Source organism: Georgenia wutianyii, from assembly GCF_006349365.1.
Taxonomy (GTDB): domain Bacteria; phylum Actinomycetota; class Actinomycetes; order Actinomycetales; family Actinomycetaceae; genus Oceanitalea; species Oceanitalea wutianyii.
This window is the reverse complement of record NZ_CP040899.1, coordinates 2,712,217-2,728,910: the sequence shown is the minus strand read 5'-3', so window position 1 is coordinate 2,728,910 and position 16,694 is coordinate 2,712,217. Positions and strand designations below refer to the sequence as shown.

Sequence of the window (16,694 nt, the reverse complement as noted above, 5' to 3'; positions counted from 1 at the left end):
CCCCGGAGGTGGCAGGCTGGTCCCATGAGGATCGTCGTGTGCGTCAAGCATGTCCCCGATGTCCAGTCCGAGCGCGCGCTGGACGACGACGGCCGTACCGTGCGCGGCCTGGACGACGTCCTCAACGAGCTGGACGAGAACGCCGTCGAGGCCGCCGTCAGCCTCGTCGAGGCGCACGGCGGTGAGGTCGTCGCCCTCACCATGGGCCCCGACGACGCCGAGGACGCCGTCCGCCGCGCCCTGCAGATGGGCGCCGACCGTGGCGTCCACGTGAGCGACGACGCCCTCGCCGGCGCCGACGTCGTCACGACCGCCCGCGTCCTCGCCGCCGCCGTCCGGGCCGTGGGGCCCGTCGACCTCGTCGTCACCGGCATGGCCGCCCTCGACGGGCTCACCTCCATGCTGCCCACCGCGCTCGCCGCCGAGCTCGGCCTGCCCCAGCTCACGCTGGCCACCGAGCTGTCCGTCACCGGGGGAGGGGTGCGGGTGCGCCGCGACATCGGCGACGCCGTCGAGGTCCTCGAGTCCCCGCTCCCGGCTCTCGTGTCGGTCACCGACCAGGCCAACGAGCCGCGCTACCCGGCGTTCAAGGCCATCCGCGCCGCCCGCAAGAAGCCGGTGGACACGTGGTCGCTCGCCGACCTCGGGTTGGCCGACGCGACCCCGGCGACGACCGTCCTGTCCGCCGAGCCGCGCGCCGCCCGCGAGCAGGGCCGCATCGTCACCGACTCCGGCGACGGCGGCCGGCAGCTCGCCGAGTTCCTCATCGAGTCCCGGCTCGTCTGACGGCCGCCCACCCATGCTCCAGGAAGGCACCATGACCCAGGCACCCGTGCTCGTCGTCGTCGACCACCAGGACGGCATGCCCACGCCGCCGAGCGCCGAGGTGCTCACCGCGGCGCGCGGCATCGCCGACGGCGGGCCCGTCGCGGCCGTCTGGCTCGGCGCCGAGGCCCCCGGTGAGGCCGCGCTGCGCGAGCTCGGCCGCTTCGGCGTCGCGGCCGTCCACGTGCCCGACCTCGGCGGTCTCGCCCCCCAGCTCGCGCCCGTCGCGACCGAGGCCGTCGCCGCCGTCGTCGCCGCGACCGGGCCGCGCGCCGTCCTCCTCGTGTCGACCTACGCCGGCAAGGAGCTCGCCGCGGGACTCGCCGTGGCGCTCGGCTCCGGAGCGATCGTCGACGCCGACGGCGTCCAGGTGCGGCCCGACGGCACGCTCGCCGCCGCCAAGACCGCCTTCGCCTCCACGTGGGACACCGTCTGCGCCGTGACGCGCGGCGTGCCCGTCATCGCGCTGCGCCCGACGGCCGTCACCGCCGAGCCGGCGGCCCAGCCGCTCGAGCCGCAGGTCCTCCCGGTGCCGGTGACCTTCTCCGAGCGCGCCCGCGCGGTCACCGTCGTCGAGCGCACCGTCCACCCCCGGACCGGGGAGGTCCCGCTCACCGAGGCCCAGGCCGTCGTCGTCGGCGGCCGCGGGACCGACGGGGACTTCACCGCCGTCGAGGAGCTCGCCGCCCTGCTCGGCGGCGCGGTCGGCGCCACGCGCGACGTCACCGACGAGGGCTGGCGCGAGCACTCCGCGCAGGTCGGCCAGACCGGCGCCACCATCGCGCCGCGGCTCTACATCGGCGTCGGCGTCTCCGGCGCCGTGCACCACACCGTCGGGATGCGGGCCGCGCAGACGATCGTCGCCGTCAACACCGACCCCGAGGCCCCGATCTTCGAGCTCGCCGACTTCGGCGTCGTCGGCGACGCCGCCGAGGTGCTGCCGCAGGCGATCGAGGTGCTGCGCCGCCACCGCGAGGGCTGAGCCCGCTGCGAACGTGAGAAGGGCCCCGGACTCGCGTCCGGGGCCCTTCTCGTACGTCAGCCGGCTCGGTGTCGGCCGGCTCGGCGTCAGCCGGCGTAGAGGATGTCGACGACGAAGACGAGCGTCGAGCCGCCGGGGATGTTCTCACCGGCGCCCTCGTCGCCGTAGCCGAGCTCCGGCGGGATGACGAAGAGGACCTGGCTGCCCACGGTCTTGCCGATGATGCCCTGGTCCCAGCCCTGGATGAGCTGGCCGGCGCCCGCCTCGAACGGCAGCGGCTGGCCGCCCTCCCACGAGGAGTCGAACATGGTGCCGTCCCAGAGCCAGCCGGTGTACTGGGCGTAGACGTAGTCGCCCGCCTCGACGGCCTTGCCGTCGCCCTCGATGAGCGGGACGGCGACGAGCTCGGTGGGCGGGTCGCCTGCGACCGGCTCGATGCTCGGGGCGCCGTTCTCGGCGAGCGTGACGGTAGGCAGACCCTCGGGCGCGGGCACGGCGGTGCCCTGGGCGCGCGCGGGCAGCGCCTCGAGGACCTCGATCGCCATGAGCGCGGCGGCGCCCTGCGTCGGCGAGGCGAAGACGACCCGGGAGCCGACGTTCTGCTCGAGGAGCACGTCGACGAGTGCGGGGACGGTCGCGTCCTTGGTCACGACGAGCGGCTGGGGCTCGGCCTCGTACGTCGAGTCGAGCACCTCCCCGTTCTCGCCGTTGACCTGGGTGAAGTGGACGAGGAGGATCTGGCCCTCCTCGATCGGGGCGCCGTCACCGGGGCTGACGGCCGCGGCTGCGGTGCCGCTCACCGTGAGCGGCTGCTCGAAGGTCAGCGTCGCCTCCGAGCCGGGCTCGCCCTCGACGGTGATGGCCTCGAGCAGGGCGACGTCCTCCGGCGCGTTGCCGGCGTCCGGCTCGGCCGTCGCGTCCTCCGCCGGTGCGGTGGAGGCGGTCTCGGTGGCCGTGTCGGCCGGGTCGGCACTGTCGCCGGAGCAGCCGGCGAGAGCGAGGACGGCCGCCAGCGCAGCGGCCGTGACGGTTACGGATCGGCGCACAGATGTGCCTTTCGTGTCAGCGGGACGGTGCCGCTCCCCGGTGGCACCGCGCACAGCCTAAGTGCAGTTCCTGAAAGGCCCCTGTGTCCGTCCGTAGACTTGAGGGCATGCACTACCTCGACCACGCGGCCACGACCCCGGTCCGTCCGGAGGTCGTCGAGGTGTACGCCGAGGAGCTCGCCGGCGAGGGCAACCCCTCCTCCCTCCACGGCGCCGGCCGGTCGGCCCGTCGCCGGCTGGAGGAGGCGCGCGAGGAGATCGCCGCCGCGCTCGGCGCGGAGCCCGCCGAGGTGCTCTTCACCTCCGGGGGCACCGAGGCGGACAACCTCGCGGTCAAGGGCGCCGTCTACGCCCACCCCTCGCCGCGGCCCCGGCTGCTCGTCAGCGCCGTCGAGCACCACGCCGTGCTCGACGCCGCGGCCTGGCTGGGCGAGCAGGGACTGGCCGATGTCGCCTTCCTGCCGGTCACGGGTGAGGGCACGCTCGACCTCGACGCCGCCCGTGAGCTGCTCGCGCAGGGGGAGGCACCCGCGCTCGTGTCGGTCATGTGGGCGAACAACGAGACCGGCGTCGTCCAGCCGGTCGAGGACGTCGTCGCGCTCGCGGGCGGGGCGCCGGTGCACTCCGATGCGGTCCAGGCGGTGGCCCACCTCCCTGTCGACTTCGGGGCGAGCGGGCTGGCGGCGATGAGCCTCACCGGGCACAAGCTCGGCGGGCCGGTGGGCACGGGCGCGCTGCTCGCCCGGCGCGACCTCGCGCTCGCGCCGGTCCACCACGGCGGCGGCCAGGAGCGCGGCGTGCGGTCGGGGACGCTCGACGTCGCCGGGGCGCGGGCGCTGGCCCGGGCGGTGACGCTCGCCGTCGCCGACCGTGAGGCCGAGAACGCGCGGCTCGCCGCGCTGCGCGACCGGCTCGTGGCCGGGGCGCTCGCGGCCGTCGACGGGCTGCACCTCACCGGGGAGCACGCCCCGCGCCTGCCGCACGTCGCCCACTTCACCGTCGAGGGTGCCGACGCCGACTCCCTCCTCTTCGGGCTCGACACCGCCGGGATCGCGGCGTCCGCCGGCTCCGCGTGCCAGGCCGGGGTGCAGGAGCCCTCGTTCGTCCTCGTCGCCATGGGCTACCCGGCCGGCCTCGCGCGCTCCGCGCTGCGCTTCTCCCTCGGCCGGACGACGACCGAGGCCGACGTCGACGCGGCGCTCGCCGTCCTGCCCGACGTCGTCGCCCGCTCCCGCGCCGCCAACGCCACCCGGGCCCGCTGACCCCGGCCGCTGCCCACGCCGCCACCCCACCCCTCCCGCTCCCCCCTTCCCCGCGAGAGCGGACTTGTGCGCGACAGCGGAGTTGTGCGCGAGAGCCGAGTTGTGCCCGAGAGCCGAGCTGTGCGCGAGAGCGGAGTTGTGCGCGAGAGCCGAGTTCGTCGCGACAGCCGACTTCCGATCGAGAGCCGGCTCTCGTGTCAGAGCCGATTTCAGCGCGAAGCGGAGTCTGGTCATTGCCCTCGGGTCAACGCGAGGCGGCGAGTGTCCGACGACGGCGGCTGCCACAGGGATGTCGAGCGTCGTGACCGAGTCGGCCGGCGGAACTCCGCTGTCGCGAGCAACTCTGCTGTCGTGCGGAAGTCGGCTCTCGTGCGGAGCTCCGCTGTCGCGAGCAACTGCGCTGTCGTGCGGAAGTCGGCTCTCGTGCGGAAGTCGGCTGTCGTGCGGAAGTCGGCTGTCGCGGGGGCGGGGGGGGGAGGGGGCGGGGGAGATGGGAGGGGGGGCAGAGGGGGCGGGTCAGTGGGGGAGGCGGATGGTGGTGACGAGGTCGGTGATGCCGGGGTCGCGCGGCGCGGAGCCGAAGCCGAAGCGCACGGGCGGGTCGAGGGGGCGCAGCGGGCCGAGGTCGGTGCCCTCCCAGCGGGTCCCGGCCGCGACGAGCCGGTGGAGGTCGTGGGCGCCGTAGTGCTCGGTGCGCCCGCCCCCGGCCGAGCCGCGGGTCCGCACGCCCCGCAGCAGGGCCCGGGCCACCGGGTCGGTGACCCGGGTGAGGGCGGGCGCGGTGGCGAGGCGGCGCGGCACGAGGCGCAGCACCCGCCCGAGCGCCGGCCGCTCCCCGACGAGCAGGTGGGCGGTGAGCGGCCCGGCCCGCAGCTCCCAGACCTGCCCGGCGGACGTCGGTGTGGCGGCGAGCGGGCGTCCGTCGACCACCACCGACACCGGCGTGACCACCGTGGAGTCGAACGTGTAGGTCGCGGAGACGAACTCGGCCACCTCGGCCGACGGCGCGAGGAGCAGCCGCTCGCCGTCCGGGCGCTCGACCATGACGTCGGCGAACGTGCCGAGCGGGGAGTCGTGCCAGGCGCCGAGGACGAGCCGGGTCCCGCTCGCGGTGCCCCAGCCGGCGATCCGTCCGGTGAAGGTGGGCATGGCCCATCGTCCACCGGCCGGCGGCCCGGCGCAGACCGGCGGATGGAAGCGCGGCACATCGGCGACGTACCCTCGGGCGGGGGGCACGTCGCGGGCGTGCCCGCGCAGGAACAGAGCCGGAAGGGGAACAGGATGCGGGTGCTGGCAGCGCTCTCCGGCGGCGTCGACTCCGCCGTCGCAGCGGCGCGCGCCGTCGACGCCGGGCACGACGTCGTCGGCGTCCACATGGCACTGTCCCGCTCCCGGGCCCAGCACCGCACGGGCTCGCGCGGCTGCTGCTCGATCGAGGACGCGAGCGACGCCCGCCGCGCCGCCGACGTCCTCGGCATCCCGTACTACGTGTGGGACCTGTCGGAGGAGTTCGAGGAGACCGTCGTCGCCGACTTCCTCTCCGAGTACGCGGCCGGCCGCACCCCCAACCCGTGCGTCCGCTGCAACGAGCACATCAAGTTCTCCGCGCTCCTCGACCGCGGGCTCGCGCTCGGCTTCGACGCCGTCGCCACCGGCCACTACGCCCGCATCGTCGAGCGGCCGGACGGCGGTCGCGAGCTCCACCGCGCCGCGGACCTCGCCAAGGACCAGTCCTACGTGCTCGCCGTCATGGGCGCCGAGCGCCTCGCCCGCTCGCTGTTCCCGCTCGGGGACGCGCCGTCCAAGGAGGCCGTGCGCGCCGAGGCCGCCGCCCGCGGGCTGTCCGTCTCGGCCAAGCCGGACTCCTACGACATCTGCTTCGTCGCTGACGGCGACACCCAGGGCTTCCTGCGCGAGCGGCTCGGTGCCCAGCCCGGCCCCGTGCTCGACCCCGACGGCAACGAGGTGGGCACCCACGACGGCGCCTACGCCTTCACCGTCGGGCAGCGCAAGGGCCTGCGCCTGGGCCGGCCCGCCCCCGACGGGCGCCCGCGCTACGTGCTCGGGACCGACCCGCGGACGAACACCGTCGTCGTCGGCCCGAGCGAGCTGCTCTCGGTCACCGAGCTCGCCGCCGACCAGACCGTGTGGCTCGCCGACGACGTCCCGGCCGGCCGGTGGACGACGGCGCAGGTCCAGGTGCGCGCCCACGGCGAGCCGGCCGCGGCGCAGGTCCGGCACGAGGACGACGGCACGCTCGCCGTGCGGCTCCAGGCGCCGCTGCGCGGGCTCGCGCCCGGCCAGTCGGTCGTCGTCTACGCCGGCACACGGGTGCTCGGCCAGGCGACGCTCACCCGGGCCGGCCGCGGGGCGCTGCCCGTCGCCGCCGGCTGACCGGCGCCCGCGCGGGTGGTGCCCGGCGCCGGTAGCGTCCGGCCCATGAAGGTGCTGCTCGCAGGGGCGTCCGGTCCGATCGGCAAGGCCGTGCGCGACGCGCTGCGCGCCGACGGGCACCACACCCGCACGCTCGTGCGGCGCACCCCCACCGGCTCGGAGGAGTACGAGTGGCGCCCCGCGGAGGGGCAGGTGCCCGTGGAGGCGATCGAGTGGGCCGACGGCGTCGTCAGCCTCTCCGGCGCCCCGCTCGGGCGGCTGCCGTGGACCCGGGCCTACCGCCGGGAGATCTACCGCAGCCGGGTGAGCGCCACCCGCACGCTCGCCGCCGCAATCGCGGCCACGCCCCGGCGCCCCCGCGTGTGGGTGAGCGGCTCGGCCACCGGCTACTACGGGGACCGGCCCGGCGAGCTGCTCACCGAGGAGTCCGGGCCGGGGGAGGGGTTCCTCGCCGGCGTCGTCAGGCGCTGGGAGGCCGCGACCGGGCCCGCCGACGGCCTCACCCGGGTGGTCCACGCCCGCACCGGCGTCGTCATGACGCAGGGCGGGGCGCTCGGGCCGCTCGCCCTGGCCACCCGGCTGGGCGCGGGCGCCTCGATCGGCAGCGGCGGCCACCTGCTGCCGTGGATCTCCCTGGAGGACGAGGCGCGCGCCATCGTCCACCTGCTCGCCGACTCCTCCCTCGCCGGGCCGGTCAACCTCACCGGCCCCGAGCCCGCGACGTGGGACGACCTCACCCGCTCGCTCGCCCGGGAGCTGCGCCGCCCGCACCTGCTGCGGCTGCCGGCGCCGCTCCTGCGCCTCGTCATGGGCGAGGTCGCGGAGGAGATGCTGCTGCCCGACCAGCGGGTCGTCCCGGCGCGGCTCGAGGCCGACGGCTTCAGCTTCCGCCGCCGCACCGTCCAGGAGGCGGTGGCGGCGGCGTTCGGCTGAGCCTCAGCCGCGGCGCACGAGCGCGCGCAGCGTCACCGCGACGCCGAGGACGCACCACACGCCGAGGACGAGCAGGTCGCGCCCGCTCGCCTCGAACGTCTGGGAGGCGAGCCCGGCCCGCAGCAGGTCGGCGCCCGGCCGCGCGGGGAGCACGTCGTGCACCGACTGGAACCACGCGGGCAGCTGGGTCGCGGGGAAGGTGATGGGGGAGAACAGCAGCACGAAGAAGACGAGCACCTGGGTGAGGAGCTGGGCGAGCAGCGGCTGCAGGCTGACCGCGATCGCGTAGCCCACCGCCGTCGCCGTGAGGGTGACGAGCAGGGCGGCGGCGACGAGGACGGGCCAGTCGATGTCGAAGGTGAGGTCGTAGCGCAGCCGGGCCACGAGGACGCCGACGGCGACGCTCGGCAGCGCGATGAGCAGCCACACCGTCATCTCCGCGGCGAGCAGGAGCGGACGGGCGATCGGCAGCGAGCGCATGTAGTTGAACGTGCCGTCGGTACGCGAGCGGGAGACCCCCTGCGGGACGATGACGAGCCCGACGGTGAGGAGCAGGACGGTCGGCGCCCCGGTGGAGAGGAACAGTGCGGTGCCGGGGTCGATGTCGGGGATGAGGAAGCCGAAGCCGACGATGATCCCGGCCGCGAGCAGCGCCTGGATGACGACGACGAGCGGCAGCAGCGGGCCGATGGAGGCCACCTGCCAGCGCAGCAGGGTGCGGTAGGTGGCCCACGGGCTCACCTGGACGGGCGCGGGCCGCAGGGCGGTGGCGGTGTCAGACACGGGCGGGCTCCTGGTCGGTCGGGACGGACGGGGCGGCGTCGTCGGGGGAGGTGAGGGCGAGGTAGGCGTCCTCGAGGGTGGCCGGGGCGAGGGAGTAGCCCTCGACGGCGCCGGACTCCCGCAGGGTCGTCGCCCATGTGACGGCGGCGGCGGCCTGGGCGGCCGGGACGGTGAGCAGCGTGCGCCGTCCCGCGCGCACCGTGCGGTGCACGGTGACCGGCGGCTGGCCGAGGTCCGGGTCGGTGGCCTCCGGCGGGAGCTGGAGCTCCAGGCGCAGGTCGGTGTCCTGGGTGCCGCGCAGGGCGGCTGGGGACCCGGCCGCGGCGACCCGGCCACGGTCGAGGACGACGAGCTCGTCGACGATCCGCTCGGCCTCCGTGACGTTGTGGGTGACGAGCAGGACGCCGGCGCCCTCGTCGCCGCGGCGGCGCACGGCGTCCCAGAGGAGACGGCGGCGGGCGGCGTCGATGTCGTTGGTCGGCTCGTCGAGGACGAGCAGCGGGGTGGGGGCGGCGACGGTCATCGCGAACGCGGTGAGCCTGCGGACGCCGCCGGACAGGCCGCGCCCCTCGGGCAGGGCGCGCCGGTCGAGCCAGGGGCGGATGTCGAGCTCGTCGGCCAGCTCCTCGGCGACGGCGCGCGCCCGGCGCGGGGGCAGGCCGCGGACGCGGGCGGCGAGCTCGATGGCCGTGCGGGGCGTGAGGCCCTCGATGGGCGCCTGGGCCTGCGGCTGGAGCGCGACGTGCCGCCGGGCGGCGGCGGGGTGGGCGACGGCGTCGGTGCCGCCCACGGTGATGCTCCCGGCGTCGGGGCGCAGGAGCCCGACGACCTGGGAGACGAGCGTGGTCTTGCCCGCGCCGTTGTGGCCGAGCAGGCCGACGACCTCGCCGGGCCGCACGCGCAGCGAGATGTCGTCGTTGGCGACCACCGCGCCGAAACGACGGGTCAGTCCGGTGATGTGCAGGACGTCGTCCATGGGTGCTCCTCGGATACCAGCGGTATGCAGATACTCACGGTATCCGGATACTTTCGGTACGTCAACGGGTCGCGCAGCGCCTAGGATCGGGGTGATGACGGACCTGCCCGACCCGATCTCCCGCCGCGACCGCCAGCGCCAGACGCGCGAGGCGCTCGTCTTCGCCGCGCGCGAGGCGTTCGCCACCGACGGCTACCACGGCGCCAACCTCGAGAACATCGCCCGCCGCGCCGGGTTCTCCAAGGGCGCCGTCTACTCGAACTTCGACGGCAAGGCCGGCCTCTTCCTCGCCGTCATGGACGCGAACATGGACGTCGCCTTCTCCGACACGTGGAACCCGTTCGACCGGGTGGACGAGCAGCCGCCGCCCGAGATCGCCGGCGACCTCACCCACGAGGAGGTCACCGCGGCGATGGCGGGCTTCGCGCTCGCGACCCTCGAGTTCATCGCCGTCGCCGCCCGCGACGAGGCGCTCGCCGACCAGATGGCCCAGCGCATGCAGCGGCTCACCGAGGCGTACACCGCCGTCGCCCGCCAGTACCGGAGCGAGGGCGACCCGGTCTCCGTCGAGGAGCTCGGCGCGCTCGTCGCCGCGCTCGACCAGGGCTCGGGCATCCTCCTCCTCGGCGGCAGCGCGGCGATGGACCAGCGGCTGCTCCGCACGGGGGTGCGCCGGCTGCTCGACCCGGCCGGCGCGGCCGACGCGGTGGACGACGACGCGGGCGGCGCCCCCCTCCACGACCTCACCGTCCAGCGCCGCATCGCCGCGAGCCTCACCCAGCCGCAGCAGGGCTGACGCCGCGCGCGGGCCGGGCCGTGCCTGCGCCCGCCACGCGCGCCCGACCCGGGCCGCGCCGCGCCGAGGTCGCACATCTAGATCAGCGTCCCGCTGACATCTCGTGCGACCGCTGACGGCAAGGTGCGACCTCGGTGGGAGGGGGTGGCGTGCGCCGCGGCTGGCGGGGGCGGCGGCCCGCCGCCCGGCGCCGCCTCGCGTCAGGGGGTCGGGCTGGGCGTGAGGGGGGTGGCGTGGACGGGGCGGGGGTCGACGTCGGTGGGGCGGGGGATGGTCGTGCCCGGCAGGCCGGCGGCGGCGCTGCCGTAGGCGACCGCGAGGGCCAGCCGCTCTGCCGACGGGAGCCCGCGCTCGGTGGCGAGGAGGTAGCCGAAGAGGCTGGAGTCGCCGGCGCCGACCGTGCTGACGACGGCGGTCGGCGGGGCGGGCGCGTGCCAGGCGCCGTCGGCGGTGACGAGCACGCCGCCCGCGCCGCCGAGGGTGACGAGCACCGCGCCGACCCCGCGGTCGACGAGCGCCCGGGCGGCGGTCGCGGCGGCGGCCGGGTCGCTCTCCAGCGCCACCGGGTCACCCCCGGTGAGGGTGGCGAGCTCCTCGCCGTTCGGCTTCATGAGGTCGGGCGCCGCGGCGGGCAGGGCCGCGGCGAGCGCGGCGAGCGGGGCCTCGCTCGTGTCGACGGCGACGCGGGCGCGGGTGGTGCGCAGTCGCCCGACGAGCTCGGCGTACCAGCCGGCCGGTGCCCCGGGCGGCAACGACCCGGCGAGCACCACCCACGTCGCCTCCGCGGCGAGCGCGACGACGGCGTCGGCGAGGAGGTCGAGGTGGCGCCGCTCGACGACGGCGCCGGGGTCGTTGACCTTCGTCGTCGTGCCGTCCGGCTCGGAGATCGTGAGGTTGACGCGCACCGGCCCGGCCGGCTCGAGCGGACGGCAGTCGATGCCCGCCGCGCGCAGCTCGGCGACGAACGGGTCCTGCGGCGCGGCCGGCAGGACCGCGACGGTCGGCAGGCCGGCGGCCACCGCCGCGCGGGAGATGTTCACGCCCTTGCCCCCGGCCTGGGCGGTCGTCGAGGCGGCGCGCAGGACGGCGCCGCGCCTCAGCGGCCCGGCGAGCGTGACGGTGCGGTCGCTGCTCGGGTTGGCGGTGAGGGTGAGGATCATGCGAGGACGACCTCCACCGCGTGCGCCGTCAGCGCCCGCATCATCGCCCCGCTCGGCTCGGCGTCGGTGACGAGGACGTCGACGCCGGCGAGGTCGGCGAAGCTCACCGTCGTGTCCCGGCCGATCTTCGTCGCGTCCGCGAGGACGACGACGCGGCGCGCGGCCCCGACGAGCGCGCGCTTGACCGCCGCCTCCTCGGAGTCCGGGGTGGAGAAGCCGTGCTCCTCGGTGACGCCGTTCGTGCCGAGGAACGCGACGTCGACCCGCACCCGCTCGAGCACCTGCGTCGTGAGCGAGCCGACGGCGGCCTGGGTCGTGGCACGCACCCGGCCGGGCAGGAGGTGGAGGTCGATACCGGGCATCGGGGCGAGCCGGGCCGCGATCGGCACCCCGTGGGTGAACGCGGTGAGCCGCCGTCCGGGCGGGATGAGCCCGACGAGCCGCGCCGTCGTGCTGCCGGCGTCGACGGCGAGGGTGCCGCCGTCGTCGGGCAGGAAGCGGGCGGCCGCGGCGGCGATGCGGTCCTTCTCGCGCGCGCGGGTGACGTCACGCTCGTCGAGGTGGCTCTCCGTGGCGGTGAGGACGGCCGCCGGGACGGCGCCGCCGTGCACCCGGCGCAGCAGCCCGAGCCGCTCGAGGGCGCTGAGGTCGCGACGGACCGTCTCGGTCGTCACCGCGAACTCCTCGGCCAGGTCGGTGACCCCGACCCGGCCGCGGTCGACGACGAGCCGCGCGATCGACTGCTGGCGCTCCTCCGCGTACACGGTGCCTCCCCTCCGGTTCCGGCGTCCCGATGCTATGCGCTGGTCTCAGGGCTCGACGGTGACCTTGATCGCGGTGCCGCTGCGGACGAGCTCGAACGCGGACATGACGTCCTCGAGCGGGATGCGGTGGGTGATGAGGTCGGAGACCGGGACCTGGCCGGTGGAGATGTACTCCAGCGCGCGGCGGTTGTGCTCCGGGGCGGAGCCGTTGGCGCCGTGGATGTGGAGCTGGCGGTAGTGGACGACGTTGGAGTCCAGCTCGATGACCGGGTCGTTCTTCGGCAGCCCGCCGAAGAACGAGATGCGCCCGTTGCGCGCGGCCATCGCGACCGCCTGGGTCTGGGCGACCTTCGCGGCCGTCGCGGTGATGACGACGTCGGCGCCGCGCCCGCCGGTGAGCTCGCGGACCCGCTCGACGACGTCCACCTGGGAGGCGTCGATCGTCTCGTCGGGGTGGGCAGCGGCGGCGGACATGGCCAGGCGCTCGGCGTTGACGTCGACGAGGACGATCTTCCCCGCCTTGTGGACGCCGCGGGCGAGGCGGATGTGCATGCAGCCGATCGGGCCGGCGCCGAAGACGACGACGACGTCGCCCTCCTCGATGCCGAGGAGCTCCTGGGCGTTGATGGCGCAGGCGAGCGGCTCGGCGGCGGAGGCCTCGGCGAAGCCGACGTTCTCCGGGATGCGGTTGAGGCCGTCGACCTTGAGCACCTGGGCGGGGACGATCATGTACTCCGCGAAGCCGCCCTCGTACTGGTAGCCCATCGAGGTCTGGTTCTCGCACACGGCCATCCAGCCCTTGCGGCACTCGTGGCACTCCCCGCAGGGGACGGCGGCGATGACCTGGACGCGGTCGCCCACCTGCCAGTCGGTGCCGAAGCGGGCCGCGACGTCGGCGCCCACCTCGACGACCTCGCCGGCGATCTCGTGGCCGATGGTGCGCGGCGGGCTGAGGTTCTGGTGGCCGTTGTTGAAGATCTTGACGTCGGTGCCGCAGGTGGAGCAGCTGCGGACCCGGATCTTGACCTCGTCCGGGCCGGGCGTGGGCTCCGGCTGGTCCTCCAGACGGACATCCTCGGGTGCGTAGAAACGCAGAGCCTTCATCGGTCCTCCCAAGCGATCGGCCGGTGACCGCTCCGGCCACCGCGCCCCTCATGATAGCCACACAACCGGGTGTGGGATCAAGTGGGAATACTTGGCATTGAGTCCGGATGGGTGTTAACTGGCCCCGATGCGTGAGGTGCATCACCGGCTCGAGGAGGAGAGATGTCCGCACCCACAGATGTGCACCCGGCACGAGGTCGGGAACGAGGCGGCGTGAGAGTCGCCGTCCAGAAGCTCGGCACCGCCCTGTCCAACATGGTGCTGCCCAACATCGCGGCCTTCATCGCCTGGGGCCTCATCACCGCGCTGTTCATCGAGGTCGGCTGGATCGTCCTCATCGGCAAGGCCTTCGGGTACGAGGGCGGCTACGGGTTCGTCGAGCACCTCGGCGGCTGGGGCGCCGGCGCGGACGGGACCGGCATCGTCGGCCCGATGATCACCTACCTGCTGCCGATCCTCATCGGGTACACCGGCGGCCGGATGATGTACGACGACAACCTGCGCGGCGGCGTCGTCGGCGCGATCGCGACCATGGGCGCCATCACCGGCGCGGACGTGCCGATGTTCCTCGGCGCGATGGTCATGGGCCCGCTGGGCGGCTGGTCGATGAAGAAGCTCGACGCGCTGTGGGCCGACCGGATCCGGCCCGGCTTCGAGATGCTCGTCAACAACTTCTCCGCCGGCATCTGGGGCATGCTCCTCGCGATCCTCGGCTTCGTCGTCGCGGGCCCGTTCGTCGCGGCGTTCTCCCGGGTGGCGGGCGACGTCGTCGACTTCCTCGTCGAGAACAGCCTGCTCCCGCTCACCTCCATCTTCGTCGAGCCCGCGAAGGTGCTCTTCCTCAACAACGCGATCAACCACGGGATCTTCACCCCGCTGGGCACCGCGCAGGCCGACGCCACCGGCAAGTCGATCCTCTTCCTCATCGAGGCCAACCCCGGCCCCGGCCTGGGGCTGCTCCTCGCGTTCGCGGTCTTCGGCACCGGGGTTGCCAGGGCCTCGGCCCCCGGCGCCGCGCTCATCCAGTTCGTCGGCGGCATCCACGAGATCTACTTCCCCTACGTGCTCATGAAGCCGCGCCTCATCCTTGCGCTCATCGCCGGCGGCATGACGGGCGTGGCGACCAACCTCGTCTTCGACTCCGGGCTGCGCGCCCCGGCCGCGCCCGGCTCGATCATCGCGGTCATCATCCAGGCGCCGGTCTCCAGCCTGCTCGGGGTCATCCTGTCGGTGGTGCTCTCCGCACTCGTCACCTTCCTCGTCGCGGCGGCGCTGCTGCGCCTGGGCAAGGACGAGGACGGCGACCTCGCCGGCGCGACGGCGAGCATGGAGACGATGAAGGGCAAGCGGTCCAGCGTCGCGGGCACGCTCACCGGCGGCGGCGCGGCCACCGCGACGGCCACCCGTCCCATCCGCTCGATCGTCTTCGCCTGCGACGCCGGCATGGGCTCCTCGGCGATGGGCGCCTCCGTCCTGCGGCGCAGGATCAAGGCGGCCGGGCGCGAGGACGTCACGGTCGTCAACAAGGCGATCTCCAGCCTCACCGACGACGCCGACCTCGTCGTCACCCACCGTGACCTCGCCGAGCGGGCGCGCCAGCGCACCCCCTCCGCCGTCCACGTGTCGGTCGACGACTTCATGGCCAGCCCGCGCTACGACGAGATCGTCGACCTCGTGACGCAGGACGGCGCCGAGCCGGCGCCGAGCCCCACGGTGCCCGCCGACGCGCAGCCCGGGTCGCAGGACCGGCCCGCGCCGTCGGGGAACCTGCTCGCCAAGGAGGCGATCGTCCTGTCCGGCCGCGCCCGGACGCGTGAGGAGGCGATCACCGAGGCCGGTGAGCTGCTCGTGGCGAGCGGCGCGGTGCCGCCGGAGTACGTCGAGGCGATGCACGAGCGGGAGCGCTCGGTGTCCACCCACATGGGCAACCTGCTCGCCATCCCGCACGGCACCAACGAGGCCAAGGGTCTCATCACCCGCACCGCGATCTCGGTCGTGCGCTACCCGCAGCGGCTGGACTGGGGCGGGGGCAAGGAGACCGAGTTCGTCATCGGCATCGCCGGGGCGGGGGATGACCACCTCGAGGTGCTGCAGCGGGTCGCGGAGGTGTTCCTCGACGAGGAGCAGACCGCCCGCCTGCGCGCCGCGACCACCGCGGAGGAGGTCCAGGAGGTGCTCGGCGGGGTGAGCGTCTGACCCGACCGGTCACGAGCCCGCCCGCCCCGCCGACGACGGCGGGGCGGGCGGGCTCGTTCGTCCCGGCTGCGGCCGTCTCAGCTGCGGCGGCCGAGCCGCATGGCGTCCAGCACGAGGTCGTGGATGTCGGTGTTGTCCCGCACCCCGACCATGGCCGAGGCGCCCGGGCCCTCGGCGCTCGCCGGGGTGGCGCCCCCGGTGTGCCCGCCGGTGGTCCAGTCGACGTAGAACGTGAGGTCGGTGCCGGCGAGGGTGAAGGGCCCCTCCTCGGCCTGCTCGCCCTCACCCGACTCGTCGTTCTCGTCCGGGTTCTCGATGGCCAGGCCACCGGTCTCGTGGTCGCCGGCGACGACGATGAGCGTGTCGCGGTTGCGGCTCGCGAACTCGCGGGCCAGGGCGACCGTCTCGTCCAGCGCGCGGCCGGCCTCGACCATCTCCTGCCCGTGGCCGTGGTGGGCCATCTCGTCGATGCCCTCCTCCTCGATGACGAGGAAGAAGCCGTCCCGGTCGCGGGAGAGGACGTCCAGCGCCTTGGACGCCATGTCCGTCAGCGGCACCGACGGCTCGTAGAGCGGGGCGGCGGGGCCGACGTGCTCGAACATCTCCTCGTTGGCGAACAGGCCGAGCAGGCGGCCGCGGTTCGGTGCGGCGGCGAGCTCCTCGGCGGTGCTCACGTACCTGTAGCCCAGGCTCTGCGCCCGCTCGACGAGGTTGCCGACCGTGCCCTTGCTCTGCTCGCTCGGGTCGCTCGCCGGGTTGTCGGGCCACTGCCCCTCGGTGCCGGCGGGGTACCACCAGTCCTCACCGCCGCCGAGGATGACCTCGACCTCGCTCTCCTCGATGAACTGGCGGGCGATCTCGCTCTGGTTGCCGCGGTCCGCGACGTGGGAGCCGAACGCGGCCGGTGTCGCGTCGGTGACCTGCGACGTCGTCACCAGACCGGTGGACTTCCCGGCGCGCTCGGCGCGCTCCAGAAGCGTGCGTACCGGGTTGCCGTCGAGGTCGACGGCGATCGCGCCGTTGTAGGAGCGCACGCCCGTGGAGAACGCCGTCGCGCCGGCAGCCGAGTCGGTGACGACCTCCTCGGGGTCGGCCGGGTCGGTCTGCGCCCAGCCCTGGTAGCGCAGCTGGTTCATCACGAGCTCGCCCTCGCGCCCGACCGTCGTCAGCCGGATGAGCTCGCGGTGGGCCATGCCCATCCCGTCGCCGACGATGAAGATGACGTTCTTCGCCCTGCCCTCGTCGCGGCCGTGGCCGTGCCCCTGCCCGCGTTCGTGCGCGCCGCGCTCGCGGGCCACCTCGGCGCCGCTCCAGCCCTGCACCGCGGCACCCGTGCCGCCTGCGAGGACCACCGCCAGGGCCGCTCCCACGAGCCTGATCCGACCACCACTGGTCCTGGTCACTCTCATCACTCTCCTCCCCAGAGTCGCCCGTGCTCTCGGGCCCGTACCGTCAGTGGCCGGGTGGGCGCGG

At 75.0% G+C, this 16,694-nt stretch carries 15 protein-coding genes; 7 read left to right on the top strand and 8 right to left on the bottom strand.

Going from position 1 to position 16,694, the window contains the following annotated elements; all coding sequences use genetic code 11:
* Positions 1-24: 24 nt before the first annotated feature.
* Both FE251_RS12055 and FE251_RS12050 read left to right on the top strand, forming a co-directional pair.
* The gene (locus FE251_RS12055) at positions 25-786 is read left to right on the top strand and encodes an electron transfer flavoprotein subunit beta/FixA family protein (protein ID WP_139071478.1); all 762 of its coding nucleotides are present in this window, start codon (positions 25-27) and stop codon (positions 784-786) included.
* A 31-nt stretch (positions 787-817) separates the two neighbouring features.
* Positions 818-1,807 (top strand): electron transfer flavoprotein subunit alpha/FixB family protein, encoded by a 990-nt coding sequence (locus tag FE251_RS12050; protein ID WP_139948920.1) that lies wholly within the window; start codon positions 818-820, stop codon positions 1,805-1,807.
* Positions 1,808-1,893: 86 nt separating this feature from the next.
* Here FE251_RS12050 and FE251_RS12045 read toward each other — a convergent pair whose 3' ends face one another.
* Positions 1,894-2,853, bottom strand: coding sequence for an FKBP-type peptidyl-prolyl cis-trans isomerase (locus FE251_RS12045; RefSeq protein WP_139071477.1), 960 nt, complete (start codon positions 2,851-2,853; stop codon positions 1,894-1,896).
* A gap of 107 nt (positions 2,854-2,960) precedes the next feature.
* Between FE251_RS12045 and FE251_RS12040 the strand changes: the two genes are divergently transcribed.
* Entirely contained in the window at positions 2,961-4,115 is a 1,155-nt protein-coding gene (locus FE251_RS12040) for a cysteine desulfurase family protein (protein ID WP_139948919.1), read from the top strand.
* Positions 4,116-4,631: 516 nt separating this feature from the next.
* Here the strand turns inward: FE251_RS12040 and FE251_RS12035 are convergent.
* A complete protein-coding gene (locus FE251_RS12035) occupies positions 4,632-5,264 on the bottom strand; it encodes a hypothetical protein (protein ID WP_139948918.1) in 633 nt (210 codons plus the stop codon).
* A gap of 132 nt (positions 5,265-5,396) precedes the next feature.
* Between FE251_RS12035 and mnmA the strand changes: the two genes are divergently transcribed.
* Positions 5,397-6,509 (top strand): tRNA 2-thiouridine(34) synthase MnmA, encoded by a 1,113-nt coding sequence (gene mnmA / locus FE251_RS12030; protein ID WP_139948917.1) that lies wholly within the window; start codon positions 5,397-5,399, stop codon positions 6,507-6,509.
* Between the two features lie 45 nt (positions 6,510-6,554).
* Complete coding sequence (locus tag FE251_RS12025) at positions 6,555-7,442, top strand: TIGR01777 family oxidoreductase (protein WP_139071473.1); 888 nt, start codon at positions 6,555-6,557, stop codon at positions 7,440-7,442.
* A gap of 3 nt (positions 7,443-7,445) precedes the next feature.
* Here FE251_RS12025 and FE251_RS12020 read toward each other — a convergent pair whose 3' ends face one another.
* The gene (locus FE251_RS12020; protein ID WP_139071472.1) at positions 7,446-8,225 is read right to left on the bottom strand and encodes an ABC transporter permease; all 780 of its coding nucleotides are present in this window, start codon (positions 8,223-8,225) and stop codon (positions 7,446-7,448) included.
* Complete coding sequence (locus FE251_RS12015; protein WP_139948916.1) at positions 8,218-9,201, bottom strand: ABC transporter ATP-binding protein; 984 nt, start codon at positions 9,199-9,201, stop codon at positions 8,218-8,220. Before FE251_RS12015 ends, FE251_RS12020 begins: the two co-directional genes overlap by 8 nt.
* 94 nt (positions 9,202-9,295) lie before the next feature.
* On the opposite strand from FE251_RS12015, the gene FE251_RS12010 reads away from it, so the two are divergent.
* Positions 9,296-9,997 carry a TetR/AcrR family transcriptional regulator gene (locus tag FE251_RS12010; RefSeq protein WP_139948915.1) on the top strand — a complete coding sequence of 234 codons (702 nt, stop codon included), beginning with the start codon at positions 9,296-9,298 and terminating at the stop codon, positions 9,995-9,997.
* A 200-nt stretch (positions 9,998-10,197) separates the two neighbouring features.
* On the opposite strand, the gene FE251_RS12005 is transcribed toward FE251_RS12010, so the two are convergent.
* From FE251_RS12005 to FE251_RS11995, 3 genes are read right to left on the bottom strand one after another with little or no spacing between them, the layout of a single operon-like run.
* Positions 10,198-11,157, bottom strand: coding sequence for a 1-phosphofructokinase family hexose kinase (locus FE251_RS12005; RefSeq protein ID WP_139948914.1), 960 nt, complete (start codon positions 11,155-11,157; stop codon positions 10,198-10,200).
* A complete protein-coding gene (locus tag FE251_RS12000; RefSeq protein WP_139948913.1) occupies positions 11,154-11,921 on the bottom strand; it encodes a DeoR/GlpR family DNA-binding transcription regulator in 768 nt (255 codons plus the stop codon). Before FE251_RS12000 ends, FE251_RS12005 begins: the two co-directional genes overlap by 4 nt.
* A 45-nt stretch (positions 11,922-11,966) precedes the next feature.
* The gene (locus tag FE251_RS11995) at positions 11,967-13,025 is read right to left on the bottom strand and encodes a zinc-dependent dehydrogenase (protein WP_139948912.1); all 1,059 of its coding nucleotides are present in this window, start codon (positions 13,023-13,025) and stop codon (positions 11,967-11,969) included.
* A 162-nt stretch (positions 13,026-13,187) separates the two neighbouring features.
* On the opposite strand from FE251_RS11995, the gene FE251_RS11990 reads away from it, so the two are divergent.
* Positions 13,188-15,221 carry a PTS mannitol transporter subunit IICBA gene (locus FE251_RS11990; protein WP_139071466.1) on the top strand — a complete coding sequence of 678 codons (2,034 nt, stop codon included), beginning with the start codon at positions 13,188-13,190 and terminating at the stop codon, positions 15,219-15,221.
* Positions 15,222-15,298: 77 nt separating this feature from the next.
* Here the strand turns inward: FE251_RS11990 and FE251_RS11985 are convergent, their stop codons facing one another.
* On the bottom strand, positions 15,299-16,630 hold the full coding sequence (locus FE251_RS11985) for an alkaline phosphatase (protein ID WP_139948911.1): 1,332 nt from the start codon (positions 16,628-16,630) through the stop codon (positions 15,299-15,301).
* Between the last annotated feature and the right edge of the window lie 64 nt (positions 16,631-16,694).

Excerpts from the sequence above, each read along its gene's own strand:
- FE251_RS12055 (WP_139071478.1), top strand. The coding sequence starts at position 25 with ATGAGGATCGTCGTGTGCGTCAAGCATGTCCCCGATGTCCAGTCCGAG.
- FE251_RS12050 (WP_139948920.1), top strand. The coding sequence starts at position 818 with ATGACCCAGGCACCCGTGCTCGTCGTCGTCGACCACCAGGACGGCATG.
- FE251_RS12040 (WP_139948919.1), top strand. The coding sequence starts at position 2,961 with ATGCACTACCTCGACCACGCGGCCACGACCCCGGTCCGTCCGGAGGTC.
- FE251_RS12035 (WP_139948918.1), bottom strand. The coding sequence starts at position 5,264 with ATGCCCACCTTCACCGGACGGATCGCCGGCTGGGGCACCGCGAGCGGG.
- mnmA (WP_139948917.1), top strand. The coding sequence starts at position 5,397 with ATGCGGGTGCTGGCAGCGCTCTCCGGCGGCGTCGACTCCGCCGTCGCA.
- FE251_RS12025 (WP_139071473.1), top strand. The coding sequence starts at position 6,555 with ATGAAGGTGCTGCTCGCAGGGGCGTCCGGTCCGATCGGCAAGGCCGTG.
- FE251_RS12015 (WP_139948916.1), bottom strand. The coding sequence starts at position 9,201 with ATGGACGACGTCCTGCACATCACCGGACTGACCCGTCGTTTCGGCGCG.
- FE251_RS12010 (WP_139948915.1), top strand. The coding sequence starts at position 9,296 with ATGACGGACCTGCCCGACCCGATCTCCCGCCGCGACCGCCAGCGCCAG.
- FE251_RS12005 (WP_139948914.1), bottom strand. The coding sequence starts at position 11,157 with ATGATCCTCACCCTCACCGCCAACCCGAGCAGCGACCGCACCGTCACG.
- FE251_RS11995 (WP_139948912.1), bottom strand. The coding sequence starts at position 13,025 with ATGAAGGCTCTGCGTTTCTACGCACCCGAGGATGTCCGTCTGGAGGAC.
- FE251_RS11990 (WP_139071466.1), top strand. The coding sequence starts at position 13,188 with ATGTCCGCACCCACAGATGTGCACCCGGCACGAGGTCGGGAACGAGGC.
- FE251_RS11985 (WP_139948911.1), bottom strand. The coding sequence starts at position 16,630 with ATGAGAGTGACCAGGACCAGTGGTGGTCGGATCAGGCTCGTGGGAGCG.